The sequence below is a fragment of the Nonomuraea sp. NEAU-A123 genome, from assembly GCF_018603905.1.
Taxonomy (GTDB): Bacteria; Actinomycetota; Actinomycetes; order Streptosporangiales; family Streptosporangiaceae; genus Nonomuraea.
Window position 1 is genome coordinate 78,967 of sequence record NZ_JAHFZZ010000017.1, and the last position, 26,090, is coordinate 105,056.

General features: G+C 66.1%; 23 protein-coding genes. 13 read left to right on the plus strand and 10 right to left on the minus strand.

Going from position 1 to position 26,090, the window contains the following annotated elements; translation table 11 throughout:
• Window positions 1-3: 3 nt before the first annotated feature.
• Window positions 4-945, minus strand: coding sequence for a hypothetical protein (locus KLK06_RS40680; protein WP_214641023.1), 942 nt, complete (start codon window positions 943-945; stop codon window positions 4-6).
• Complete coding sequence (locus tag KLK06_RS40685) at window positions 942-1,274, minus strand: PadR family transcriptional regulator (protein WP_250906779.1); 333 nt, start codon at window positions 1,272-1,274, stop codon at window positions 942-944. Before KLK06_RS40685 ends, KLK06_RS40680 begins: the two co-directional genes overlap by 4 nt.
• Window positions 1,275-1,302: 28 nt before the next feature.
• On the opposite strand from KLK06_RS40685, the gene fdh reads away from it, so the two are divergent.
• On the plus strand, window positions 1,303-4,527 hold the full coding sequence (gene fdh, locus KLK06_RS40695) for a formate dehydrogenase (protein ID WP_250906780.1): 3,225 nt from the start codon (window positions 1,303-1,305) through the stop codon (window positions 4,525-4,527).
• Between the two features lie 230 nt (window positions 4,528-4,757).
• Window positions 4,758-6,197 carry a recombinase family protein gene (locus KLK06_RS40700; protein ID WP_214641025.1) on the plus strand — a complete coding sequence of 480 codons (1,440 nt, stop codon included), beginning with the start codon at window positions 4,758-4,760 and terminating at the stop codon, window positions 6,195-6,197.
• Between the two features lie 9 nt (window positions 6,198-6,206).
• Here the strand turns inward: KLK06_RS40700 and KLK06_RS40705 are convergent, their stop codons facing one another.
• Window positions 6,207-6,434 (minus strand): hypothetical protein, encoded by a 228-nt coding sequence (locus tag KLK06_RS40705; RefSeq protein ID WP_214641026.1) that lies wholly within the window; start codon window positions 6,432-6,434, stop codon window positions 6,207-6,209.
• An 838-nt stretch (window positions 6,435-7,272) separates the two neighbouring features.
• On the opposite strand from KLK06_RS40705, the gene KLK06_RS40710 reads away from it, so the two are divergent.
• Together KLK06_RS40710 and KLK06_RS40715 are read left to right on the plus strand one after the other, a co-directional pair.
• Entirely contained in the window at window positions 7,273-8,457 is a 1,185-nt protein-coding gene (locus KLK06_RS40710; RefSeq protein WP_214641027.1) for a hypothetical protein, read from the plus strand.
• 710 nt (window positions 8,458-9,167) lie between these two features.
• Complete coding sequence (locus tag KLK06_RS40715; RefSeq protein WP_214641028.1) at window positions 9,168-9,686, plus strand: hypothetical protein; 519 nt, start codon at window positions 9,168-9,170, stop codon at window positions 9,684-9,686.
• 266 nt (window positions 9,687-9,952) lie between these two features.
• Here KLK06_RS40715 and KLK06_RS40720 read toward each other — a convergent pair whose 3' ends face one another.
• The gene (locus KLK06_RS40720; protein ID WP_214641029.1) at window positions 9,953-10,618 is read right to left on the minus strand and encodes a hypothetical protein; all 666 of its coding nucleotides are present in this window, start codon (window positions 10,616-10,618) and stop codon (window positions 9,953-9,955) included.
• Window positions 10,597-10,800, minus strand: a complete 204-nt coding sequence (locus KLK06_RS40725) for a hypothetical protein (protein ID WP_214641030.1) — start codon at window positions 10,798-10,800, stop codon at window positions 10,597-10,599. Before KLK06_RS40725 ends, KLK06_RS40720 begins: the two co-directional genes overlap by 22 nt.
• Window positions 10,801-10,983: 183 nt before the next feature.
• Between KLK06_RS40725 and KLK06_RS40730 the strand changes: the two genes are divergently transcribed.
• From KLK06_RS40730 to KLK06_RS40760, 7 genes are all read left to right on the plus strand, one after another.
• Window positions 10,984-11,193, plus strand: a complete 210-nt coding sequence (locus tag KLK06_RS40730; RefSeq protein WP_214641031.1) for a hypothetical protein — start codon at window positions 10,984-10,986, stop codon at window positions 11,191-11,193.
• Window positions 11,193-11,711 (plus strand): DUF6879 family protein, encoded by a 519-nt coding sequence (locus KLK06_RS40735; protein WP_308168680.1) that lies wholly within the window; start codon window positions 11,193-11,195, stop codon window positions 11,709-11,711. Before KLK06_RS40730 ends, KLK06_RS40735 begins: the two co-directional genes overlap by 1 nt.
• An 11-nt stretch (window positions 11,712-11,722) precedes the next feature.
• On the plus strand, window positions 11,723-12,574 hold the full coding sequence (locus KLK06_RS40740; RefSeq protein ID WP_308168681.1) for a helix-turn-helix transcriptional regulator: 852 nt from the start codon (window positions 11,723-11,725) through the stop codon (window positions 12,572-12,574).
• Window positions 12,575-13,119: 545 nt separating this feature from the next.
• Entirely contained in the window at window positions 13,120-14,175 is a 1,056-nt protein-coding gene (locus KLK06_RS60525) for a site-specific integrase (RefSeq protein ID WP_214641032.1), read from the plus strand.
• Between the two features lie 304 nt (window positions 14,176-14,479).
• Entirely contained in the window at window positions 14,480-14,953 is a 474-nt protein-coding gene (locus KLK06_RS40750) for an HNH endonuclease (protein ID WP_214641033.1), read from the plus strand.
• A gap of 548 nt (window positions 14,954-15,501) precedes the next feature.
• Complete coding sequence (locus KLK06_RS40755) at window positions 15,502-15,969, plus strand: hypothetical protein (RefSeq protein WP_214641034.1); 468 nt, start codon at window positions 15,502-15,504, stop codon at window positions 15,967-15,969.
• 157 nt (window positions 15,970-16,126) lie between these two features.
• Complete coding sequence (locus KLK06_RS40760; protein WP_214641035.1) at window positions 16,127-17,446, plus strand: hypothetical protein; 1,320 nt, start codon at window positions 16,127-16,129, stop codon at window positions 17,444-17,446.
• 1,370 nt (window positions 17,447-18,816) lie between these two features.
• Here KLK06_RS40760 and KLK06_RS40765 read toward each other — a convergent pair.
• The 5 genes from KLK06_RS40765 to KLK06_RS40785 form a co-directional block, all read right to left on the minus strand.
• Window positions 18,817-19,302 (minus strand): PASTA domain-containing protein, encoded by a 486-nt coding sequence (locus tag KLK06_RS40765; RefSeq protein WP_214641036.1) that lies wholly within the window; start codon window positions 19,300-19,302, stop codon window positions 18,817-18,819.
• A 61-nt stretch (window positions 19,303-19,363) separates the two neighbouring features.
• Complete coding sequence (locus KLK06_RS40770; RefSeq protein ID WP_214641037.1) at window positions 19,364-19,546, minus strand: hypothetical protein; 183 nt, start codon at window positions 19,544-19,546, stop codon at window positions 19,364-19,366.
• Window positions 19,547-19,822: 276 nt separating this feature from the next.
• Entirely contained in the window at window positions 19,823-22,027 is a 2,205-nt protein-coding gene (locus tag KLK06_RS40775) for a hypothetical protein (RefSeq protein ID WP_214641038.1), read from the minus strand.
• The gene (locus KLK06_RS40780; RefSeq protein WP_214641039.1) at window positions 22,024-22,986 is read right to left on the minus strand and encodes a helix-turn-helix domain-containing protein; all 963 of its coding nucleotides are present in this window, start codon (window positions 22,984-22,986) and stop codon (window positions 22,024-22,026) included. The genes KLK06_RS40775 and KLK06_RS40780 overlap by 4 nt, the downstream gene beginning before the upstream one ends.
• A 110-nt stretch (window positions 22,987-23,096) precedes the next feature.
• Window positions 23,097-24,116 (minus strand): manganese efflux pump MntP family protein, encoded by a 1,020-nt coding sequence (locus KLK06_RS40785; RefSeq protein WP_214641040.1) that lies wholly within the window; start codon window positions 24,114-24,116, stop codon window positions 23,097-23,099.
• A gap of 222 nt (window positions 24,117-24,338) precedes the next feature.
• Between KLK06_RS40785 and KLK06_RS40790 the strand changes: the two genes are divergently transcribed.
• The gene (locus KLK06_RS40790) at window positions 24,339-25,148 is read left to right on the plus strand and encodes a 4Fe-4S dicluster domain-containing protein (protein WP_214641041.1); all 810 of its coding nucleotides are present in this window, start codon (window positions 24,339-24,341) and stop codon (window positions 25,146-25,148) included.
• A complete protein-coding gene (gene nrfD / locus KLK06_RS40795) occupies window positions 25,145-26,050 on the plus strand; it encodes an NrfD/PsrC family molybdoenzyme membrane anchor subunit (protein ID WP_308168682.1) in 906 nt (301 codons plus the stop codon). The genes KLK06_RS40790 and nrfD overlap by 4 nt, the downstream gene beginning before the upstream one ends.
• Window positions 26,051-26,090: the final 40 nt, after the last annotated feature.

A 26,090-nucleotide genomic window follows, 5' to 3' on the forward strand; every position in this document is an offset into this window, starting at 1 on the left:
CCTTTAGTGATCAGTCGCCGAGGCGACTGGACCGCTCCGGGTCCAGGTCAGGGTGGCCGTGGCGGCGAAGGCCAGGGCCGCGCAGCCGATCTGGGCGAGGGCTGTGGGAGTGGATACGAACGGCAGGTCGCCGAGGTCGCCGAGGGCTGCGGCGGGTAGGAACAGCAGGAGCGCCGCCCGTCGCCCCACGGCCGATCGGCACGCGTATCCGGCCGCCAGCGCCACCACGATGAGCCATGGCACGGGTTTCCAGGTCACGATGTCGTGGTAGGCGATCACATCCACCCAGCGCACCATGGCCTTGCTGGCGGTCAGTGCTGCCAGTGCGAGCGGCCCCCACAGCAGGAAGGCGCGCCAGGGGATGAGCGTGATCGCACGGTGCGCCGCGGGGGCGAAAGCGATGATGATCGCGGCCACCTCGGCCAGCAGGACGGGGCCGTGGTTCGGGAACAGCAGCGTGTCCAGCTCCAGCAGGCGCGGGTGGTCGGCCTGGAACAGCACGAACGCGACCGCGCCGAGCACGGCGATCCACCGGCGGCGGAGCAGCAGGGCCAGCACGGGCAAGGCCGCGACGACGACAGGCTCGGTCGGGAGCAGCGTCCAGGTCAGTCGCTCCCAAGCGGTGCCGTAGCCGTTGTTCAAGGTCTCGGCGGCCTGCAGCAGACGGAGCGCCAGTGCGCCGGTCAGCATCAGGAACGGCCACAGCGCGACAGCGAGGGCCAGCCCGTCCCGCCAGGCGGGCGCGGAGACCGGGCCGAAGGCCCGCCGGCCGTGTACGCGCAGCGCACCCCACAGCAGGTCGGCCATGTCAGCCGGATCCGGGCGAGTTTGGCCCGGCCGCGCCCCGGCCAGCAGCACGCTGATCATCTCTTCCTCATGCCGCACTCGGTGGGCGCGCGGGTAGCAGGCCAGGAGGCGGCGGTAGCGGGCTTCGAGCGGGCTCATGCCGTGCCTCCCGCGCCGGCGGCGCGCAGGCGTACGGTGGCCGCTCGCGCATGCCGCCGCATCCGCTCGGCCTCCGCCGCCAGTCTGGCCGCGCCGTCGCCGGTCAGCCTGTAGTAGCGCCGAATCCTGCCGTCCACGATCTCCTCCCGGTCCTCGGCGATGAGACCTTCCGCCTGGAGACGGTCGAAGGCGGCGTACAGGGTGCCGGCACGTAGGCGGACCTGGCCGTCGGAGATGCGGTCCACATCGGTGATGACGCCGTACCCATGCTGTGGACCGGCGGCGAGCGCGGTCAGGATCAGGAAGCTGGGTTCCTGCATTTGCCTCATATGATCAATATATACCGATGATCGATGTATGGCAGGGTGGTTATGTCGTACATATCTGGGCAAGACTTGCATTGTGTCCGGTGGGGGATGGTTCTCCCGGTGGCCGGTGGTTCGGCAGCTCAAGGGAGAGGATGGCCGGGGCGACGCTGTGCGCTCCGCCCGTACCGACGCGCTGACTCCCCGCATCCAGGAGGCCGACAAGATCGCGCGGTCGATCTGCCCCTACTGCGCGGTCGGTTGCGGGCAGCTCGTGTACGTCAAGGACGGCCGGGTCACGCAGATCGAGGGGGACCCCGACTCGCCCATCTCGCGCGGGCGGCTGTGCCCCAAGGGGTCGGCGAGCAAGCAGCTCGTCACGCATCCCGGCCGCCAGACCCAGGTGCTGTACCGGAGGCCGCACGGCACCGGTTGGGAGCGGCTCGACCTCGACACCGCGATGGAGATGATCGCCGAACGGGTGGTGCGGACCCGGCGGGAAACGTGGCAGCAGACCCATGAGGGCAAGGTCGTGCGCCGCACGATGGGCATCGCCGGTTTGGGCGGGGCGACGCTCGACGACGAAGAGAACTACCTGATGAAGAAGCTCTACACCGCCCTCGGCGCGATCCAGGTGGAGAACCAGGCGCGTATTTGACACTCCTCCACCGTCCCCGGTCTGGGGACCAGCTTCGGGCGCGGTGGCGCGACCACCTTCCAGCAGGACCTGGCGGGTGCGGACTGCATCGTCATCCAGGGCTCCAACATGGCCGAGTGCCATCCGGTGGGGTTCCAGTGGGTGGTCGAGGCCCGGGCGCGGGGCGCGAAGGTGTTTCACGTGGATCCCCGCTTCACCCGGACCAGCGCGCTGGCCGACCGCCACCTGCCGATCCGCGCGGGTAGCGACATCGTGCTGCTCGGTGCGCTGATCAGCCACGTGCTCGGCAACGAGCTGGACTTCCGCGAGTACGTGCTGGCCTACACCAACGCCGCCACGATCGTGTCCGAGGACTTCCGGGACACCGAGGACCTCGACGGGCTGTTCTCCGGCTTCGATCCGGAGACGCGGACGTACGACCCAAGTAGCTGGGCGTACGAGGGGACGGGTGAGCAGGCGCCGGGCGAGCACCTGGAGGGCGGCCGGCACCACGCCGCGGCGGCCGGGGCGGATACCTACGGCTCCGGCGGTGCCGCCGCGCATCCCAGCGCGGCGACGGATCCGACGCTGCGCCATCCGCGCTGCGTCTACCAGATCCTCCGGCGGCACTTCGCCCGCTACACCCCGGAGCTGGTCGAGCGGCTGTGCGGCATCTCGCGGGCGGACTTCGCCGAGCTCGCCGACGCGATCACCGCGAACTCCGGCCGGGAGCGCACCACCGCCTGGGTGTACTCGGTCGGCTGGACCCAGCACACGGTGGGCGCGCAGTACATCCGCACCGCCTCGATCCTCCAACTGCTGCTGGGCAACATGGGCCGGCCCGGTGGCGGCATCCTGGCGCTGCGCGGGCACGCGAGCATCCAGGGCTCCACCGACATTCCGACGCTGTTCAACCTCCTGCCCGGGTACCTGGCCATGCCCAACGCCCACCGGCACGAGGGCCTGGACGACTACCTGGCCCGGGAGGGCGGCGAGAAGGGGTTCTGGGGCCACCGGCGCTCCTACCTGGTCAGCCTGCTCAAGGCGTGGTGGGGGGATGCGGCCACCGAGGAGAACGACTTCTGCTTCGACCATCTGCCACGCCTCACCGGCGACCACGGCCACTACACCACCGTGATGGGCCAGATCGACGGGACCGTGAAGGGCTACTTCGTGATGGGGGAGAACCCCGCCGTAGGCTCCTCCGGCGGCCGGGCGCAGCGCCTCGGCCTGGCCAACCTCGACTGGCTGGTGGTACGCGACCTGACGCTGGTGGAGACGGCCACCTTCTGGCAGGACGGTCCGGAGCTGGAGACCGAGGAGCTGCGTACCGAGGACATCGCCACCGAGGTGTTCTTCCTGCCCGCCGCGAGCCACGTGGAGAAGGAAGGCACGTTCACCAACACCCAGCGGCTGCTGCAATGGCGGGAGAAGGCACTCGACCCGCCGGGCGACTGCCGCAGCGACCTGTGGTTCTACTACCACCTCGGCAGGCTGATCAGGCAGCGGCTGTCCGGTGACGAGATCGACCGGCCGCTGCGCGAGCTGACCTGGGACTATCCCGAGGAGGGGGAGCACCGGGATCCTTCGGCGTCGGCGGTGCTCCGCGAGATCAACGGGGTCGGCCCGGACGGGCGGGCGCTGTCGGCCTACACCCAGCTCAAGCCGGACGGATCCACAAGCTGCGGCTGCTGGATCTACTGCGGGGTCTACGCCGACGAGGTCAACCAGGCGGCCCGGCGCCGACCGGGGCGGGAGCAGTCCCCCGTGGCGCCCGAATGGGGCTGGGCCTGGCCGGCCAACCGGCGGATCCTCTACAACCGGGCCTCCGCCGACCCGGAGGGCCGCCCGTGGAGCGAGCGCAAGGCTTACGTCTGGTGGGACGCCGAACGCGGCGAGTGGACCGGCCACGACGTGCCCGACTTCGAGAAGGGCAAGCCGCCGGACTACGTGCCACCCGAAGGCGCCAAGGCCGAGGCGGCGCTGGCCGGGATCGACCCGTTCATCATGCAGTCCGACGGGAAGGGCTGGCTGTACGCGCCGGCGGGGCTGGCCGACGGCCCGCTGCCCGCGCACTACGAGCCGCACGAGTCGCCGGTCGGCAACCCGCTGTACACCCAGCAGGCCAACCCCGCCCGCAAGGTCTACTCGCGGCCGGAGAGCCCCTACAACCCGCCGGAGTCGCCGCGTTTCCCCTACGTGCTGACCACGTACCGGCTCACCGAGCACCACACGGCGGGCGGCATGAGCCGGCCGCTGGCCTACCTGGCCGAGCTGCAGCCCGAGCTGTTCTGCGAGGTGTCCCCGCAGCTCGCCGCCGAGGTGGGGCTGGTCAACGGCGGCTGGGCCACGATCGTGACCAGCCGCACCGTGATCGAGGCCAGGGTGCTGGTCACCGGCCGGGTCCGGCCGCTGCGCATCCAGGGCAGGGTGATCCATCAGATCGGCCTGCCGTACCACTGGGGCTGGGGCGGTGGCGGCCTGGTGACCGGCGACGTCGCCAACGACCTGCTGCCGCTGGTGCTCGACCCGAACGTCTACATTCAGGAGAGCAAGGCCATGACCTGCGACGTTCGGCCCGGTAGGCGGCCGAGGGGCCAGGCGATGCTCGATCTGCTGGAGGGTTACCGCCATGGCTGAGCGGATGGGCTTCTTCACCGACACTAGCATGGTGTACCCATAGGCTCCATATACTGAGGAGCATGAGCGACAGCGACCTGCTCCCCGAGGGTGCTCGCACCTTATCTGGCCTGCGCGTTGGCCTTTATATCCGTATCTCTGACGACCGCGAGGAATTGGGCCGAGGAGTGGCCCGTCAACTTGAAGACGCAACGGCCCACGCCCTGCGTCGGGGCGCATCCCATACGCAGGTGTACGAGGAGAACGACACCAGCGCCTACAAAAAGCGGCGGCGGGTGGTCCGAGGTGAGGACGGGGACCCGTACTTCGTCTGGCGGGTGATCCGCCCGGTATGGCAGCAGATGCTGGCCGATCTCCGCCGTGGCGCGATCGACGCGGTCGTGGTCTACGACATCGACCGGCTGGCACGTGATCCGCGTGACCTCGAAGACGCGATCGAGATCGCCCAGTACTGGGGTAAGCGCTTTGAGGGCGTGACCGGCTCGCTCGACCTCAACACGGACTCCGGCGTAGCGATGGCGCGCGTCATGGTAGCCATGGCGTCCAAGTCGTCCGCCGACACGGCTCGACGGGTGAAGCGGATGCACCGGGAGTTGGCCGAAAAGGGCATCTCGAAGGGCCCGTGGCGTCCGTTCGGCTGGAACGAGGACAGGACGACCGTTCACCCCGTCGAGGCGGAGCTGGTCCGTGAGGCCGTGCGGAAGATCCTGGCGGGCGTCCGTGTCGGCGGCATCGTGGCGGACTGGAATGAGCGCGGGGTCAGGACGACTCGCGGCAACAAGTGGGTGTGGACCAACCTGCTCCTGATGCTGCGGAATCCACGCCTCTGCGGCTATCGGGGACGGGTGAATCAGTGGCTCAACGACAAGGGCACGTACGTCAGCGAGTTGGAGATCGTCACCAGGCCGGACGGCACGGAAGTGCTCGGGCAGTGGGAGCCGATCATTACCCGGGATGAGTGGGACAGGCTGATCAAGAGGATCGGCAAGCACGCGAAGCCGACCGGGCTCCCCGGAGGGGCCAGCGCCCGGAAGTACCTGCTGACCGGTTTCGCCCGGTGCGGTGCCTGCGAGGGCCATCTGAAGATGTCAGGCAACGCCATCCGCCCCTCGAAGCGGTACAAGAAGAACTTTTTCTACTACTGCCCCGGCGTGGAGCGTGGTGAGTGTCAGGGCAACAGCCGGACAGGGCCGCCCGTCGACGAGCTGATCCGTGACCTGATCTTCATGGTTCACGACCAGCAGATGAGCGGCGGCGTGGTCGAGGAACCGGGCGACACGCCGGAGGAGCTTGCCGTGCAAGCTCGGCTCGCCGAGATCGACGAGTTGATGAAGGACCTGTACGAGCGGTGGAAGGCGAAGAAGCTGCCGTCCGACCGGTACTTCGCCATGTCCGATGACCTGGAGGCCGAGAAGGGGGAGTTGATGGCGAACCGGGCCGCCACGACCCAGGTTGTTGCCGACGCCGACTTCGCCGACGCGGTCAGGAAGGGCTGGGACGACGCCACGCTGGACGAGAAGCAGGCGTTCCTCGGGAAGTACCTGAAGGCCGTGATCATCCACCCGATCCCGCTCATGAAGAGCAAGACCAGTGACAAGCTGGTGCCGTCCCCGAAGTTCAACCCTGACCTGATCGAGCCGGTGTGGATCCACGGCTCGCCGTTGCAATAGGAACCGGTCTCAGGCGGCCTGCTGCCTCGGGCGGGCGGACGCACGACTTCCGCTTACGCGGATGCCGAGGCAGGCATTGGCCGCCGCCCATTCCTCCGGGGAAAGCCGGGGGGCGAGTGCTGCGTGGCGCTCCAGCCACGCCTCACGCTTGCGTTCGTCATCGCTCACGGACGCCTGGTCATTCATCGCACGCACAGGGGCGTTACTCACCGCTTCCGCATTCGTCCGGTTGATCACGGGCACGACGTTACGGAGGGGTTAGTTGGGATGCGCAAGCCGTTCAAAAGAGTGAAAACTCACAGCTCACCTAGTTGGGATGTTGTTTGCCAGACCACAGGCGCGTCTGATAGCGGCCCCAGAGCCTGATCGCTTCCCTGGAGTCGCCAGAGCGTCACAGCGCTGCCCACAGCCGATTGGCGAGGAATTGGGCTAGGGCGGCATTGATGGGGCCGGAGAGTGGCTCTCGGGGTCGCGTAGGGGTTGATGTGACTGGAAGACGCAGCCAGGGGTCCGGGTACCCTGCCGATAAATCGGTCGGAGGCGGCCGTATCACTGGCTGAAGATATACATCTCCCCGAAAGCCTGCTTCCAGCTCTCCGCGTTTTCCGGCCTCGTTTCTCGGTCTCCCCGGCGTCGAGCGCGAAGCGCGTGACGTACGAAGTACTGTGATTATTTGCTCTGCTTCAAGACTCTGCTTATAGCTGGAAGTCGGTGACGGGATCCATCGGAAGCCGGTGACGGCATCCATCGGAAGTTGGTGACGGGATCGGCCTCGACCAGGAACTTCATCGGCGTACGTCTCGGGACAGACTTCCGGCCCTCTTGAGTTGGGATGTTCTGTAGGGTCCCCACAAAACCCGAGCTGAAATCCCCGGCTCGCGAGCCCTAAAGCGTTCGCCGCGCTCCTGGCACTGCTGCCCGAGAAACAGGCACTGCTATCGTGGATCTTGGCCACTAAAACGGCCCGCAAGTGCTGGGAACACTTCGGGCCGGTGAGATGAAGGATGGTTCATCTGTGAATAGCGTATCAGTCCGTAGGGTCGTACGAGCTTTTGGCGAAGTGCCGGAGACGACCATGTTCTCGGACTATGTGACCAGTACTGGAATTCGCATTATTGCGCTGATCCTCGCGAGCAAGAGCGACCACAGCGCCTACGGTTCCGGTATCCGCTGGCCGATTTTCACCGTCCCGGAAATCGCCGAGAAGCTCCACACGTCGGAGAGCACGATCGAGCGGACCACCGCTCAGCTCCAGAAGCTGGACCTCCTGAAGAAGATCAAGACCAAGGACGGCGTCCGGTACGAGGTCCTGGAGAGGATCTTCGAGGACGACACCTACCGTGGTAAGCCGCACATCAGCTTCAAGGCCAAGTCCCAGATCGAGATGCCCGTGATCGCCTGCGAAATCTCGGACGAGGCGTTTCACCTGCTCTACATGCTGGAGGCCACGGCCAAGGGCCGGTACGACGCCGTCAAGGTCCCTCAGAGCAAGCTCCGGACGTACTTCAAGAGCCCGCGTCCCGGCAAGAACGCCGAGGATCCGTACATCAGCCTTCGGCAGCTCAACACCTGGCTCCGCGAGCTTGAAGGAATCGGCCTCCTGGAGCGCCACCGCCCCGGCCAGATGGAGCAGAACGAATACATCCTGAACCAGGAGATCCACCGCGTGAACGGCGTGGAGGTTCGCGGCATGGTCCGCTTGCCGGATCAGCTCGCTAGTGCCGGACAGGCCGAGCTCGACGAGGCCGCAGAAGAGCTCCAGGACGAGGGGATCGTCACCGGGAAGACCCTGGCCGAGGAGTTCCGCCAGTCGATGAAGGAGTACCGGAATGATCGGGATTGGGCGCTGGCTCTGAGCCGTGAGGGGGCTTTCAACACCCCCGCTCTGGGCAGCACGATCAACCGGTGGCTCAGCAACGGTGTGGAGGCCAGCGTCATCCGCCGGATGATCGACCTGTACCCGATCTTCTCGAACCTTGGCAGGGATCAGGAGAACCTTCCTGAGGGGCTCCGTGAGGCTATGTCTCACACGGTGATCTGGAGGGACTTCGTCGGCCTGCGCTTCCTGCTCCACGAGAAGGCTGACGGGCAGAAGGCCCAGGCGATCATGCCGAACCTGGACGACAGTCCGTCGGAAGGGTACGAGGACTTCTACGAGAACAACGTGTTTCTCCCCGCGCCCAAGGTCGCCAAGGCCGACGATGACCCGTGGAGCCCCGCGAACCGGCTCGCCATGTACCGCAGCCGGATGGCCAGCTGACGCCTCGGCGGGTGATTTGGCTGGCGTCGGGCTTCTCCACTGGCCCGCGCATGCGTGCCGAGGAGCAGGCCGCTGCTGACCCGGCCGCCCCGCCGGAAGCACAGAGCCAGGCCCGGCAGCGGGCTGACGACCTGCGCCAGTGGATTGCGCTCGGCAGCAGCGACACTTTTGGAGCCAGCGTGTAGACCCGCGCGGCGGGGGAAAATCGGGCAGGCCGAGGCGCCGGGGATGTGCTCGTACACCCATCAGATAAATACCCCGAGGCACTGACCGGCTCCCCTCGCCGTACGGCGTTACCAGCTCCCGGCTACGAGCCGGATTTTCTGGGCCCGATGCCCTCGGCCAGTCACCGTATTTTTGCCTCTGAGCACCGTTTCCGCAGGTCAAAAAATGGTGCCGGATTTTCTGGGCAATCGGCCGGCGGAATCAGCGAGGGTCTGGGCCGATCCCTCTTCCACCCCCTACAGCGACACCGTCACATCACGGGCGCCTGGTGCCTGCCGTGGCCGTCGACACCATGCCGCCAGCTCCGGCCGAGGCCGAGCGCTAGCAGCTTCCCGCCGTCGACCAACTAGGCCAGCGCCCCGCCCCCCGATTTTTCAGGCATGGGGCGCAGACGAGCGTCGGGGGATCGTGCACAGTGGCCGGAGCTGATCACGATTTAGGTCACGGCCCTTCAACGGCATGAGTCCCAGCGATGTAATGGCCGAGTGAAGGTCACTTCCCAAACAGTCGCTGCAATCTGGCTGACCGCGATAGCAACCACCGTTGTTGCCGTAGCCGAGGGGGGTGCAGTCGCCTGGTGGGTTGCCGGGTTCTTCCTCCTCGGCAGTGTGGGCGGCCTGTTGGAACTCAGTGGCGTAGGTCGCAGCATCACTGGCAGATCTGACCAGCGCCTGGCCGCCGTGGAGGAAAACCCTCACGCCCGGCTCCAACGCCACATCGACGAGGTCAACAAGGCGTTCGCCGAAGCGGCCTCCGTCATGAGCGATCTACAGCGCGACCTCGACGCACAGCAGGCCGCCCGCGAGGTGCTCCTCGAACAGGCCGGTGAACAGCAGCGGCTCTTGGAGGTCAATGAGGTGCAGGCCGAGAAAATCCGCCAAATCCTGGTCGGCGAGACCAAAGCGACGATTCGCGCTGAACGGCGTCAGCAGTGGCTGTTCTTCGCCCTTGGCGCGCTGGTCTCCATCCCCATCGGTATCGCCATCAACCTGCTCGTCCCCTGAAACGACGAACATGCCCGACACGGCGTCATGAACGCGCGCCGGTTGCGTCCGGCGGCCGGGGGTGTCGACGGCATCGCGTACGTCACCCGTACGTGAACCGGATGACGTACAGCCGCGCGTGTGTGTGGTGTGGTCCCCGCCCTGGGAAATCGGCCCTCCAGAGCAGAGGCGGGGACCAACACCTACCCCGGTAGTGACGTACCGAGGGTGCTGGCCCGGCTTCCGTCGGCGGTGGGTGGTGAGCTGCAGCAACGGAAGCCGGGGGACTAGGGCACGGATCTAAGTCCGCGCAGCTCCACAACCTGAGAGGTGGCCAGCGCATGAGGGTGATGTGTGGAGTCGTCCCAGGACACGAACACGTTGTGCGCCGTCGGCATCAACGTGCCAGGCAGCAAGCCAGGCCGGTACATGTCGGCGAGGACTCCAGCGGACTCGACTCCGACCGCCGTGACGAGGCCGAAGCTCTCGCCCAGCATGGGGCACTCCTCCATGGCCCTGGGGATGCAGCCCCAGCACGTCGGCGGTGCGTTGGTACGTCCGCTCTCCGCGCCGGTGCGCTCGAACACGGTCGCCGTCAGCAGCCACGGGATAAGCCCCGTCTCAGGGTCGGTCGCGGGGTCGCCGCACACCTGGCAGAGCCGTTTGTCCATGCATTGCCATTGACGGCGCTGGTTGAGCTTGCGCATACGTTCAGCGCCGCGCTCGTCCGGCTTGCCTCGCAGGTCGCGCACACGGGCGCGGAGGATGCCCGGCTCCCACGACCGGGCTGACGGGCCCTTGACCCAGTCGCCAGATCTGGATGAGGGCAGATAGCTCAAGCGCTGTCGGCACGCGTACGGGACAAATCCGATCGGGTCGGACACCAGCTCGTTGGCGTACGCGATCGTGTAAGGCACAGTCGTGTAGCCGCTCATGAGGCCGGTCGCCCCCACGTGTGGAGGATGCGGACGGTCGGCGCCTCTATGTACTCCAAGCGCTGGCGAGTCGGCGCGGTGATGACCTTGCCGCTGTAGTGAACGGCCGTCCAGGTGCCGTCCGGGCGTTGTTCGACGTCGCGAAATTCAGGGACGTAGGTGCCGCTAGACGTCGTGCTCTCTGGGATGTGGAGCGCCATGGGTGGAAGCTACGAAGGCGTTCCGAGCTGGCTCAATGCCGTTGCCATGCCTTGCCCACATATCGGTCAGGGGGTGGTCACTCCGATCTTGCTTGGCAACTTCTGGCAATCGTGTTGAGGTTGGGTGCGGCAGCGCGCAAGCTACGGCACGTGGGTACTCGATCTCTCAGGAGGAGGAAATCCATGATGCTTCGGTTCCTCGGCAAGGATCCCGACAGCCCAAGCGGGGGGTCGCCAACCCTGTGGCAGGACCAGGACACCGGCGACCTCATCGTGCAGGGCTACACCCTCACAGACCCTGTAGCCGTGGGGGAAGTCGGAGACATCCCCCTGGGGGAGGCCGTCGTCCGGATCCCCCTACGGATGGTCCAGTTCCTGCCTAAGGCCGAGTAGTGACCCCAGCCGAACGCGTCGACGAGGCCCTTCGGCGGTGCCGTCGCTCTGCGCTCCACCTGGAGATGCGCGACGGCTACATGCTCGATGATCCGGACTACCACGCCTGGCAAGCCGGTCACCGGCTCGATCCGGAAGACCGATCATCGTGGTGGCGACCGTGGCTGCAAAACATCGCCGACGTCGTCGCCCGTGGTGTCGAGGTACGCCGGGCGCGTATCGTGTCCGAGCCCATCAGCAACTACATCCGCTACGAGTACGACATCACCTTCCCCAACCTGCGAGCCGGTGAGGAGGTCCGGTGGCTGCCGCGCAGGAGAGCCTCAGACCTTGCCCTCCCAGGCAACGACTTCTGGTTGTTCGACGGGGAGGTGCTCCTGATTAACCACTTCAGCGGAGAGGGGGATTGGCTGGACGTCGAGCACGTCACCGACCTTGAGGTGATCAAGTTCAGCGCCGAGGCGTTCGAGGCCGTCTGGCGACGCGCCATTCCGCACGACCAGTACCAGCCAGCTTGATCAAGCCGATCGTGCCCCTCTCGTCCTCCAGCGCCCAGCACGCAGCGCGTGTGCTCGCGGCCAGGCTCCGCAAGGTCCGGACCGACGCCGACATGACCGGCCGAGATCTCGCGGAGCTAGCCGGTTGGCACCCCTCCAAGGTCAGCCGTATCGAGAACGCCCGCCGCACACCCTCGACCGCCGACATCCGCGTGTGGTGCGCACGCTGCGGTGTGCCCGATCAGACGGAGGATCTGGTGGCCTCCCTGGAGGCCATCGAGGGCATGTTCGTGGAGTGGAGGGAGATGGAGCGCACGGGCCTGAAGGCCGCGCAGGAGTCCGTCATCCCCACCTGGGAGCGGACCCGGCACTTCCGCATCTACTCCTCGCAGCTCATCCCTGGCCCGTTGCAGACGCCCATGTACATCGAGGCGTTGCTGACCTCCCTCATGCATCGCCGGAGGCTGCCTGACGACATCGAGGAGGCCGTCCAGGTCCGCGTGGACAAGCAGCACATCATCCACGACGGTGGCCGGCGCATCGCGGTCATCCTGGAGGAGAGCGTGCTGCGCCAGCCCATAGGCGGCGTCGACATCATGGCCGCGCAGCTCGGTCATCTCCTGAGCGTGAGCATCTTGGCCTCGATCTCCCTGGGGATCATCCCCTTGGGAGCCGACCGGTCCACAATCTGGCCGACCGAGGGCTTCTTCATGTTCGACGAGGCCGAGGTGACCGTCGAACTCGTCTCCGGCCATCTGACGATCACGCAGCCGCACGAGATCGCCATGTACGGCGACGTATTCACGAAGCTGGCAGAGCTTGCGGTGTACGGCAAAGCGGCCCGCAGCCTCATCACATCCGCGGTGGCCGCTCTCGACGAATGATGCCAACCGACGACATCTAGCTGGTTCCACCGCAAAACATGTGAAGGCCGGGCCTCCGACCGCCCTTCAGCGCCTCTTGCCCAACCCCGGCAACCCGCCCGACACGGTACGCACGCTGACGGACGGCCCTTCGGGCGGGGTGATGCGTCTCTTGCGCTGAGGCCGGGGAGGGTTGGGCTTCTCCAGCCGAGGCGGTACAGGAGGGGGACCGCCAGAGGGTTCCATCACGAGCGATCCGGACGCCCTACAGACCTTGGTCGATCGGGGAAGGGAATGGGAGTAGAGGCGACCCGTCCGTTGATTGGCCCGCGTCATGCCCCCGCATTCCAAGCAACGATGCTCTACCGCATCAGGATTACGCGCCAATGGATGCCCCCTCTATTGATCGCGGGCTGATCGTCCAGAGCCGTTGGCTCAGCCGAGCGAGGGGAGGTTCGTCCGTGCCGCCCCGTCGTTGTCTAATCGTGTCGCTGGGATGATCGTTACAGATCTGGCTCCTGATAATGTTTCTTCTCAGGAGTTAAAAGCAGCCCGAGGAGACCCCCGTGACCGAGCTCGTCCCCGTCGCTCTGGCCGTCCCCGCCGTGCCCGTTCACTCGGCCGCCGATATCGCCCTGAGCGACGACGCACGGGCGGCCATCCTCGCGGGCATCCCGGAGTCGACCCGCCGCGCGTACGCCTCCGACTGGAGCGCGTTCACCACGTGGTGCGCCGACCGTAGCCGCGTGGCGCTCCCGTCGACCGCAGAGACCATTACCGAGTACGTCACTCATCTCACGCTGACTCCCTCGGCACGCACCGGCCGTCCGCTCTCGCCGTCCAGCATCGAGCGCGCGTTGGCCGCGATCCGGACGGCGCACAACGCGGCGAACGCCCAGCCCCCGCAGACCAAGGCATGCCGCAAGGTGTTGTCTGGCTACCGGGAGCGCCTGGCCCTGACGAAGGATCCGGCCGCCCGTCCTCGTAAGGCCGATCCGGCCGTGCCCGACACTCTGCGCGCGATGCTGGCCACGCTCGACCGCTCGACGCTGGCAGGCAAGCGTGACGCCGTCCTGCTGCTGCTCGGCTACGCCTGCGCCGCTCGCGTCTCGGAGCTCGTCGCGCTCGACGTGGCCGACGTTCGGGAGACCCCTGACGGCCTGCTGGTCAACGTTTACCGACGCAAGATCAAGACGTTCACGGAGACGGCCATCCCCTACGGCCGCGTTCCGGCCACGTGCCCCGTGCGTGCCCTGAAGGATCTGCTCACCGCGATGGCCGAGGATGGCCGGACGTCCGGCCCGCTCCTGGTCAGGATCGACAGGCACGGCCGTGTGGCCCCGCCCATGCTGCGCAAGGGCCTCCCGATCGGTGATCCGTCCGGCCGCATGACCTCTGACGCTGCTGCGGACGTGGTCACCAGGATCGCTCAGGCTGCTGACCTTGACGGCCGGTGGACTGGTCACTCCCTGCGGCGTGGCTTCGCTACGGCCGCCAGGCGCTCCGGCGCGGCCTTGGAGAGGATCGGCCGTCATGGTGGCTGGGCCGACGGCTCGAAGGCCCTGCTCGGCTACCTGGAGGAGGGAGACCGCTGGACGGACAACCCCGTGACCGGCCTGTAGCCAGCCACGGCCACCAGGAGCGCCTACCTTCTCTCGGGAGTGTGGGCGCTTTCTGCGTTCCTGGGCCCGGCCATCGTCGAGCTGGCGCACGCGCACGGCGGCCGTCGTCGTCGAGCTCCTGGCCGTCGACCTCCAACCGGCTTGCCCTTGGCAAAAGCGACCCCACCCACCCTTAAGCCAGCCCCTCCCAGGGGACCCCGCCTGGTGTCGCGAGTAGCCGGGCGGTTCATGGCGTAAACAGTGGCCTCCCGCCACGAGAAACGGCATTACCGAATGGCGGAAGGAGTTGGCCACAGTTGTTTGCATGGCAGAGCTTGAAACGAATAGACCGGGCATAACAGTAATCGTTGATGATGATATTGCCGAGATGCTGAAGGATTGCAAGATCACCGTACGGACCAGCACCCCTGGGGCGTGGTACGCGTGGGCGCGGACCGACGCGGGAACCAAGCCCGTGGCTCGGTTGGTGATTGATGTGCCCGAGGGTATACAGGTAGACCACATCAACAGGAATCCGCTGGACAACCGCCGGGAGAATCTCCGGCCTGCCACGCGCACCCAGAATGCCAGGAACCGCTGGGGCTGGGGACAGACGGGGTACAAGGGTGTCCGGGCCCGGGGGCCCCGAGGAGCAGGGCCGTATGAGGCCGCTATCTACGTTGACAAGAAGCGCATTTATCTAGGCAGGTTGAAAACGGCCGAGGAGGCGGCACGCCTATACGACGCAGCCGCCAAAGAGCGTTTCGGGGAGTTCGCTGCACTCAACTTCGACGACTAAGAATTCGCGAGGGGGCATCCTTAAACACTCCTGAGGAAGGGGATGCTACCTGGAAATCTGCACGGCATATCGACCCGTGATCGTGAGCAGTGGCCTGGTAGAGCACTTACGCAGAGGCTTTTCAGGCCACACGCGTGTCTGGGCATTGTCCGGCAGTCGTAGGGCTCTCTGAAGCCTGCGAGAGGGCCCGTAGTAGGTATGTTGGCCGATCGGCCACGCGGAGAAACACGGAATTCAGCGCCGTCAGAGTTGGGGCCTAACCACCGGCAATGCGGAACAGCACCCCAACTTCAGCGCGGGCAGCGTGGCAAGCTCTGGAGGTCCCCGCGGCTTGGATATCATTACCCTGAACTGGGAAAACGCACAACGCCAGGCCCCTGCAGCATTCGCCGGCGGATGTGTGGCCGTCCTGAATGTACCTACTACTTCTGCGGCCTTGCGGAGCGCGAACGTGCCCTGTCGCTGCAGGTTCCCTGCCGTCCCATTCGAGGGTGGTCCCAACCGACAGTCGAGTGGCAGAGCGAAGGGAGATCCGAGAGACTCGCTGCATGAGTGCGCCTGTACTATCTGCCATCGCTGCCGCCTGTGCCGCTGTGTTAGCTGGCCTCAATCTCTTCGTCACTGGACGCCGGGAGCAAACGAAGTGGTCCAGGGAGGTACTCGTCGATACCCTCGCGGAGTTCCTGACCGCAAGCTATCGGTGCAAGGACGAGTGCAAGCAAGCCGCAGCGATGAAGAGGGCGGGCCTGTCGGACGATGACCTCAAATCTCATTTAGACGCTGCGAGTGCCGTCTACGACGAGCAGAAGGACGCGCTAACCCGACTCCGCCTTCTTGCTCCTCCGAGCGTGGTGAAGGCAGCCAACGCGGTCCGGTACAGGAACAAGGACTATCTGACGTTCGCTACGGAAGGGCTTAATGGAGATATTGAGCAGGACCGAAAGCTTCGTTGTGGGTTGGGAGCAGCTCGTGAGGAAGCTCTTCAAGCCGCCAGGCGGTTTCTCAAGATCCCGTAGCCTTCTAGGCTCACTAGAACGTTCAGCTGTCATCAGTGATCAAGCCTTGATCGCCCTCGAGAAGCGAGTAACGTATCTATAAGTCCCTGACGTTTGGGGATCTTCTGGTCAGTTATCCGGCCTCTCCTTAACCGGAGGAGCGCGAAGGGGTCACCTCATGCAACCATCCGATAACGAGAAATACTGGCAATACACGTGGTTGGACGAGCTGCAAATTCGGTCGATTAAAGATTATCGGAAAGCAATCAGGAAGCCTGCAAATATTGAAAGACTGGTGGAGTTGCAGGCAGCAGATGTGGCATTGCCACTTCATGCTAGAAGGTTGAACACAAATAACATCGTCGCCGGTCGCCGAATGGATTTGTCGGGACGAATGGGTTGCGTTCACTTCGACTGTCTTCGGCCACAGATAGATAGTCTATTCGGCAGCATATGGCACTACTTTGACAAAGTTACCGTCGACGGACATAGCCCCGTCGAAAGAGTAGCGAGCCATGATAATTCGGAAGCGCACTACAAGGCTCTTTACAATTTGGAGCAACGCATACGCCTCCTTCTGCACCTCCGCCAAATCGGCGCTGAACCTTTCTTGGATTTTGCCCCCAAGGCCGGAAGTTTCTGCGACAAGCATTTTCGTAAAAGCGCCGAGGAGTACGGTCTGTCGGTCTTGATTGACGATTCTATGCTCGCTCGTCTAACAGACGCGCTAATAGATGAATCGCGGATTGAACTGAAGCAATACCCTCGCGCATGGCATTACACGCTTAAGCATCCGAGAATGGATGAAGTATATGGAGAGATTTCTCACGCAGAAGATCCATCCACCGAGCCAACAGCCAAGGATGTTGCGTTGGAGGTCATTGGAAGACATTCAAATGCGCTCGTGATGGACGTATACACTGCCCGCGCTCTCAAACTTCCGCTTCTCCAGACCCCCGACGCCTTTTGGTTCAACATGAATAACGACAGGTCGGACACAGAGCGACAAGAACAAGAACAAGAAAAGGCCGTTGCTCTAGAGATCCGGCTACCTGTCCTTAGAGGCGTGCCCGCGCGTGAGCTGCTTCGAATTCGCCATGACGAATGGCCGCACTTTGAGCGATACCGCAATGCTCTGCGCCAGGCTATTCGAGAGCAAATCGCTCAACAGGGAGAACGTGACCCACATGAGATCGCACAGTCAGTGGTTGACGAGTTCATCAAACCTGAACTAGCTCAGATAGAGAGCAAACTAAAGGCCGTAAATAAGACCCTGGCTCGTAAGCTCACCACTAACGTGTCTTTGGGAAGCATGGCTACCATGGTTGGTGCGCTTTCAAGCGCGCCATTGGTAGCAACTGCAGGTGTCGCAACCTCCGGTGTTGGCACGATTGTTGCGTCGCTTGCGCACCTTCACAAGTACTTCGACGACCGGTCCGCGATCGAACTATCGGATCTGTACTTCCTGTGGAAGGTTCGAGGCAAGCATGGCTCCTAATAGGTCGAAGGTCGGCCGGAGGCGAACGTCTCGACGCAGAATCTCGTCTGCGTACGGCATGCAAAAGGCCCCTCCGCAAGTTCGCGAAGGGGCCTGCTCGGGTTAGGGCACCCGGACCGTTATCTAAGGGCTTCTACTCCTGCCGTCTGACCGATGCCTGCGTCTTCGTCGGCGGCGGGGAGGTTGCTCCACCGCTGGGGGATCCGGCTGGTCTTCCGCCTTGGGCGGTTCCAACTCCGGCATCTCTGAATCTGTCTGCTGCTGTAGATCTTGACCCAGATGTATTGAGGCTCCCCACAAAGTCAGACGAGCGTCGCTCACCTTCTGCTTCTGATCGCGGGCAGAGGCCAGAATCTGGCGTGTCCACAGGACGGCGATCAATCGGTAGACGATGAACACGATCATCCCCCATGGACCCACATCCAGGAGCCAAGCTCCCCATGTGGTCCATGGCATGGTGGGCGAGCCTAGTCCAGGCCCAGATCGATCTTGGCGAGCGGCATCGGTTGCCCTTCCCCGGATTCGTTACGGACAGGTGGTACGGAACGCCCGACCTAGCAACAATCATCAACGCCCCGTTAGGTCGGGGAAGCAGCTCCTGAGATGTCGTAGCGGTACTCACGAGGTCCTCCCCTCCCACTAAGCGTGATGACTTGCCTCGGTCTGGCAGTCCCTGACCTGCTGGGACCGTCCTGTGTATCCCGCAGGTTCCCCTTGCACACGTGCTGAATTCGCGTGAGCCTTGGCTTGCCGTGTCCTTTTTGGCGTGCAAGGGGTCTTCCCCGAGTCTTGGCGTGCGTGACTCGTGAGCTAGCCCAGGTGCACTATGACGTGCACACGACGCCCTCTGGAAGTAAGAGCGCAGGACTGGCTGACCCAAGTTTGCCATGCCGTTACCTGTGCTCGCACACCGCGACACTTCCGTGTTTATGGGTGTTCGAGCTCGCATCCGCCGATAATGATCACGCCCTTGGCAGTGCGCCACACTGACCGTGGGGCTCGTTAGGCAAACTGTCCATCTGCGATAGCTAGATCAGGTTGCGGAGCCTCACCGAGGTAGCGGAGCCGCTACCAGAGTGCGCTATCTGGTTGACGTGTCGTTATGTACCGAGGTAGCGGTGTAGCGACCGGCTCTCCCCCTGTTTTTTGGGCTGAATCTGAGTCCAAACGCGCTGGACGTCGTACAGGATGTCGAGCTTCGGCTGATCGTGATCCTCGCTCGCCGGCAAAGGTGACCCGGAGGGATGTACCAACTACGTTAGGCGGTACGCCAGGCGGCCCCATGACGTCACGACTTCATGGCCTCACAGCGTCCCCAGACACGACAGAGCCCCGCAGGGACGTCCTCGCGGGGCTCTCTGATCAGTTGCTCAGCAATACCAGCGGCGGCTACAGAACCGGCTTTCTCCACGGTCCCGATGACTGTCCCGATTCCCGTCCCGACCAGGCACGTGCGGCCGGTAGGTGGAGCGAGGCCGCTTGGTCCCGTACGTGATCCAGATCTTGACCGGCTGGCCAGCGGCCAGCTTGGCGCCCGCCTTGGGGACCTGCTTCGTGACCTTCTCCCGGCCGACGGCCAACGTGTTGTCCGCCGTCCTGGCCACCAACACCGTGTCTCTGACCGGCTGGAACAGCTTGGTGAGCTGCGCGAGCGTCCGGCCGGACAGGTTCGGCATGGTCTTGTGCTCGGTGTAGAACCGCTCAGCCTCCGGCGGGAGCGCCGTCGGCGAGCTGGTGGCCGTCGGGGTGGTGAAGGCGTTAGCCAGCGGGCGCGGCCGTTCGTCACAGGCGTTGACCAGCGCGCCCAGGGCGATCAGGCCGACGATCGCGCTCCCCGTGACCACGATCTTGCTCATGTTCCTCTTCCCTGCTTTCTGGATGATCCTCTTACCGGCTTTCGGGAAAACGGCCAGGCGGTCAGCGGGCGCTGATCTCACCCTTTCTGCCACACCTGGTGCACGGCCGGAAACGCTTGGACCACACGCCCGACCGGAGTACACCGGCGCCCTTGCACGTCGGGCAGACCTTGAGGGGGTTCCGGTTGCGGGAGATCAGCGCGACCACCACGGCGGCGACCAGGAGGGCGATGAGCAGTTCCATGAGGGAGTCCTTCCGAGGGGATGACGGGCCCGCCGCGTGATCACGGAGCGCGAGGAACGCGGCGGGGGAGGTCTGTTAGAGGGAGGGGGGAGTCACTGACCGTTTTCGCAGGTGAGAGACTCGCGACCCTTTGCCGGCGGATTTCGTAGGGCGGCCTTGTCAGCGAGGCCGTTTCGGCTGGTCATGAGGTCTGCACCGGAGGTCTGCACAGGGCCTACACCGTGTTGACCGATGTAGACCCCCGTGCAGACCCGCAGGCCGTCACGCAGCGTGTAGCTACGGCGTGGCCAGGAGATCCCGCCCGGCGGCCGTCAGGAGTGCGGCGCGCGGCCGAACCATGCCCGTCGACCGGCGCCGTGACGGGATGTCCGCAGCGTCGAGCAGGGCGGCCGTCCGCATCTCGGCCGTCTTGCCCTGCTCCCAGCCCATCCGGGTCGCGGCCATGCTGGCGAGCTCGGCGGCGGGTACCCACTCCGTGCTCCAGGACTGGACGTCCTGGGCAATGGCCACCAGCAGCGCCAGGGCCTCGTCAGGAATCGGTGCGGAGACGAGCTCCAGCGTCACCGGAGCGGCCTCGATCTCGTCAGCGTCCGTACGGACGTACACGCTGGCCTCGTCCAGCCCGGCGGCCGTCAGCGTCCCGGCGTCGAGCAGCGGGCACAGGCCCATGGCCGCGTACTGCTCGGCCCTCGTCTGTGCCGTGGCGCCGGACATGTACCCGACCTTCATGGGCAGAGCCATGTCCTCCCCGGCTCCGGCCACGTAGAACGTCCCCGCGTCGTTCGGAGAATCGGCGGAGGTGGCGGGCTGGTAGCGGCCCGGGTCCCAGCCACGAGACCGCGCACCGGCGCCGAACAAGAGATCAGCCTGCCAGTCCTGGAGGCCAGGACCGGCCGCCCGGAACGCCACCTGACCAGCGATGGAGTCACCGAGGGTGTCCTTCTTGGCGTCCTGGCTGGCGAAGATCAGGAACACGGCCGCCTTACGGCCGATCCGCAGCAGCGACACCGCAGCCTCGCGGGCGGCCGACGTCAGGCGCGGGTACTCGTCGACGATCACGGCCAGGGCCGGACGCTCCGGAGTGGCCTGCCAGGAGTCGCCCATGCCCAGCTTGCGGAGCAGCCTCGTACGGGCAACCGCGATGGCCACGGCGTCCGTCAGGGCCCGCTCACAGTCTTCCGGGTCCAGCGCCACGCGGCCCATGACGGCCGCCTGCGGCGCCTGGCCGACGCCGGACGGGTCAAGGTCCCAAATGTGCGTGTCGGAGGCCGCTCCGAGGCCGTCAGCGATGGACCGGAGGAGGATCGACTTCCCCCCGCCGGACGCGGCCAGGATGAGGCTGTGCTTGCTGGCGAACGCCGTGTTGATCTGGGCGCCGTCGAGACGCTGGCCCAGCCAGATCGAGTCACGCACGGACCGGCCCAGAGCTGCGTAATCGGGCATGGACGGCATGTCCGCCCACGGGTCAGACTCGACGATCCGCAGCGTCACACGGGCCCGCCTGTCGCGGTGCGGCGTCGTCAGGACTCCGGCCTCCCGGACGTCGAGCAGCGTTTCCAGGTCAGCACCCGCCCGGGTGATGTCGCCAGGCTGGCCCTTGCGCATCTGGACGACGACCTCCCAGCCCCAGGCCGTTGCGCTGGCCGAAAGCGGCCGGACGCTGATCTTCTCGATCGCCAGGGCCCGACGTACGGCCTCCATGGCGGCCTGCGGAGTCGAGCAGTCCGAGATCGGGATCGCGGGGAGCAGCTCCCCGTCCTGCATCACGCCGACGTCGGCGCCGTCCCGGATACGCATCTGTGCGCGGCGGCGGTCGTGCTCCTGGCGGATGCTGCCACCGATCATGGCCAGGCCGAGAATTCCGGCCGCAGGCAGGGCAACCGGGCTGGCCAGGCTGGCAACGGCCGCCACGGCATCGGCGAGGAGACCGTTCAGTCCGCCCATGACCGTCGACAGGAACGGGTGCGACGGGGAAGCGAGGTAGGCCACTTCACCAGCGGTAACGCCCCAAGCCCCGAACGCCAAGGGGAACTTACCGACCCGTACCCGGGTGATCCAGGGCAGGGCAGCGAACTTGACGACGGCACCGGCCCGCGCGGCGCGGTCCTGCTGGAGCTTGGTGTAAATGGCGGCGTGCTTCTCGGCCACGGCGCCACGGTGCGTGCCACCCTCGCGCAGGTGAGACAGCATGGCCCAGTCCCACGCGCGCTCCCAGGAGTGCAGCGGCGTCCGCAGAGCCCCGTGCCCGACGATGCTCACGGCATACCGCAGGGCGCCCGCGTCGCCCGGCGACAGCGGCCGACCGGTGGAGGTGCGGCCCGTGGGCTCGGAAGCCTTGACCGGGCTGGCCGCCTCGTCGCTGATGCGGCTCTGAGCGGCCTTGCCCGCCTCGGAGATGGTCTTGATCGGCTTAGCCACGGAAACGGGCAGAGGAGCGCGCTCAGGGCCGCTCAGGGTGATCTCTACGGCATCGGCGCTCATCGGGTGCCTCCCTCGACGTCGGCGGAGCAGAAGGTGTGCAGCGGGTCACGGCCGCAGCGGGGGCAGGTGGAGCCGTCGGTCACGTCGGCGTCCAGCTTCCGGATCACGTCGGCGAACCGGCGCAGGTGCTCGTAGTCGCCGAAATCCGGGTCGGAGGCGAACTTGTGGGCGTAGGCGACGAGGGCCAGGGGCTCGTGATCAGCCAGGGCCTCGGAGATCCGCTTGAGCATCCGGGAGCGCAGCCAGGCCGGGGCCGTCCGGTAGTGGTCCGGCATCTGGCCGAGCACGTCGCCAGCCAGCCGAGAAAGATCTTCCTGATTCGCCGAAGGCGTCTGTGCGGCGCCTCGCGCGGTACGGACCGTGCGCTCGCCTACGGCGAGAAGATGATCACTGATTTTCTTCTTGTTCTTCTTCTCTTCTGTTCTTCTTATAGGGGTGGAAAATCCGTCGTTGGTGCTGACCTGCGACGATGCCTCGTTTCCGCTGGTCACGTCCTGCGACGGGTTTTCCGTCGTAGGTGCGGCCTGGGCGTCGACCTCGTTTCCGCTGGTCGGAACCTGTGACGGATTTTCCGGCGTAGGCGCGGGGGTGGAGGTGCCACCAGGGACGGAAAATCCGTCGTTGGTGCTGACCTGCTGATTTCCGGCGGTCCAGGGGTCGCAAAGGATGTAGTCGACGCGGCCGAGCTTCCCGCTGCTGGCGCGCTGGCGCTCCCGAACGAGGTAGCCGTGCTTCTCCAGCTCCCTGATAGCCCCGCGTACGGCGTCACGGCCGTCCGGCGCTGCGGCGATGAGGGTGTTCTCCGAGATCCGGAAACCGACCTTGTGGGAGGCCAGCCAGGCGAGGACACCGCGAGCCTTCCAGGTCAGCCGCTTGTCACGGACCCACCTGTTACTGACCGTCGTGAAGTGATCGGTGGGGAGTTCGGCCCGGCGGAACCCCGGGGTACGGTTGGGCAAGGTTCGCTCCTGAAGGTGCAGGGGTGGCCCTAGACCCCGGGCCGGTGTTGGCGCACCGACCGGGGTCGTACTGTCTCTGTGGCTTCGTCAGGCCCTTGTGCGGGCCTGGATCAGCTCTCGTCGCGGAGCTCGTCGCGAAGGGTCATGGCGGCCTCACGGCTGCAGCCCAGGGCCTTGCGGATGCGCTCCGCAGAGGGCTCCGGAGGGAGGACGCCGTTCGCGATCAGGACCGTGAGATCGGTCCGGTGGTCAGCCAGCGACTTGCCGCGCGTCGGGCTGCTCGTGTGGGTCTCCGTGACCCTCTCCGACCGCAGGTCAGCGGGGGCGGCGGGGGTCTGCGGACGGGTCGAGCCGGAGGGGGTCACCGACTGGCGGCCGTGGTCGAGGCCGGAGAACGCGGCCAGGATGATCGGGAGAGCGGTCACGATGGCCACGGCCACGACCGGCCCGAGGATGTGGAGGACCAGAGCGGAGAGGCTGAAATCGGCGGCCACGCCGGGCAGGTGGCGCCAGGCGTTCATGCCGAGCGTGAGGGCCAGGAACAGGTACTCGATCCACGTGAGCGTCTTGGACTCGATGGGCTGGCCGTGGGTGGCCATGTAGGCGCGTGCGCCGACGACGACCAGCAGGGCCATGCTCATGAACGGCTCGACCAGCCAGGCGAAGACCCACGACGGCGACCAGGCCGGAGCTCCCTCGGAGGCGAACACCTGGACACCGGCCGTCGACCAGGCCAGCGCGAGCGTCAGCGACACCATGGAGACGGCCACCAGGAGCTTGCGCATCCGCGCGGCCTGCCACGCCTTCATCATCGGGTCCTGCGCGAGCTCGTGCAGGCGGGAAGCCTCGTACGCGGCCCGGCGGCGCTTGCGCACCTTGGGGGAGTCGAGGAGCAGCGGGGAATCGTCGTCCTGGAGGTCTGCCAGAAGGTGAGCCTCGGCGACCTCGGCCCGGAGCTGGCGCACGCGCTTGGTCTCGCCGGTCACGGCCGCCGACGGGGTCACTGCCGGGCCGGTGGTGGCGACCGGCGGGGCGGGCTGCTCAACCGGCGCATTGGCCGCCAGGAGCGCCTCGGCACCGCTGATGAGCGCAGAGACGTCCTCAGGCTCGGGGATGCTACTAATGGTCATGGGTCCTCTCCTGGTTGATGCAGGTGGGGGATCAAGGCCCTGAGCAGGTGTTCCAGCACCGGCTTGGGGCCGTTCGCGTTGTCAGGGGAATTTGTGGCCGAGTCCGTCACGACGGCCATTGAAAGGTTTGTCCCGCTCCGACCCGGGCACGCCGCTCAGAGACGCCTCAGCGTTCTCCCAGGTCAGGGCAGAAACTTGGACACTCATCATTCGAGGCTTCCCGTGACGGACATAGCACCACATAGGTACGGCTTCTTCACCGACACGAGCGTCTGCATCGGTTGCAAGGCCTGCGAGGTGGCCTGCAAAGAGTGGAACGAACTGCCCGACGACGGGTTCGTGTTCGAGGCGAACTCCTACGACAACACCGGGGCGCTCGGGGCGAGCACCTGGCGGCACGTGGCCTTCATCGAGCAGTCGCGTCCGGTGGAGCTGCCCTCCGCTGACGAGGGCATCGAGCGGTGGCTGATGTCGTCGGACGTGTGCAAGCACTGCACGCACGCCGCCTGCCTGGACGTCTGCCCGACGGGCGCGCTGTTCCGCACCGAGTTCGGCACGGTGGTGATCCAGGAGGACATCTGCAACGGCTGCGGCTACTGCGTCTCGGCCTGCCCGTACGGCGTGATCGACCGCAGGGAGGGCGACGGACGGGCATGGAAGTGCACCATGTGCTACGACCGGCAACGCGGCGGCCTCGAACCGGCGTGCGCCAAGGCCTGCCCGACCGACTCGATCCAGTTCGGCCCGCTCGACGAGCTCCGCGAGCGGGCAGAGGAGCGGGTGGAACGGCTGCACGCCGACGGGCACACCGAGGCCCGGCTGTACGGCGAGAGCCCGGACGACGGGGTGGGCGGCGCGGGGGCGTTCTTCCTCCTGCTGGACGAGCCCGAGGTGTACGGGCTGCCGCCGGATCCCGTGGTGACCACCCGTGACCTGCCGTCCATGTGGCGCTGGGCGGGGGCGGCGGCGCTGTCCCTGGCCGGGGCGGTGGCGGTGGCCTTCGCGGGGTCGCGCAGAGGGGCGCGGCGGTGACGCGGGAGCGGTCGATGGTGCCGGAGGCGGAGTTCCGGTCGTACTACGGGCGGCCGGTGCTCAAGGCTCCGGTCTGGCACGAACCCCACATGCCGACATATCTGTACATGGGGGGTCTGTCGGGAGTTTCGTCGGTGATGGCGGTCATGGCCGGGTTGACGGGGCACGAACGGCTGGCGCGCACCGCCCGGGTCGCGGCGGCGATCGGCGCCGTCGCCGGAGCCGGCCTTCTCACAGCCGAGCTGGGCAGGCCGTCGCGGTTTCTCAATATGTTCCGCGTGTTCAAGCCCACCTCGCCGATGAGCATGGGCTCCTGGATCCTGGCCGCCCAGGGCGGGCTGTCGGCGGTCGCGGCCTCGACCGAGCTGACCGGGATCTTGCCCGCCGTGGGTGACGCGGCGGTGCTCGCCACTGGCCTGACCGGTCCGCTGACCGCCACCTACACCGCTGTACTGATCGCCGACACCGCCGTGCCCGTCTGGCACGAGGCCTATCGGGAGCTGCCGTTCCTGTTCGCGGGGAGCGCGCTGGCCAGTGCCGGGGCGGTGGGCATGCTGGCGACCCCTCGGGCGGAGGCGGGGCCGGCTCGGGTGCTGGCGGTGGTCGGGGCTGCGGTGGAGAGTGTCGCGGGCCTGCTGATGGAACGCCGGCTTGGGCCGATCGGTGAGCCGTACCGGGTGGGGAAGGCGGGACGTCTGATGCTTTCGGCCCGCGTGCTGACGGCTGGTGGCGGGCTGCTCGCGGCGGTCGCCGGGCGCGGCCGTGCCCTCACGGCGCTTTCCGGTCTCGCCCTTACGGCGGGCGCGCTGTGCACCCGGTTCGGCATCCTGGAGGCGGGCAGGGCTTCGGCCGGAGACCCGAAGTACACGGTCGTCCCTCAGCGGCAACGCCTCAATACCTGACCTCGGGCTTTTCCATCCCGAAAGCTGTACGGCCGGCGCC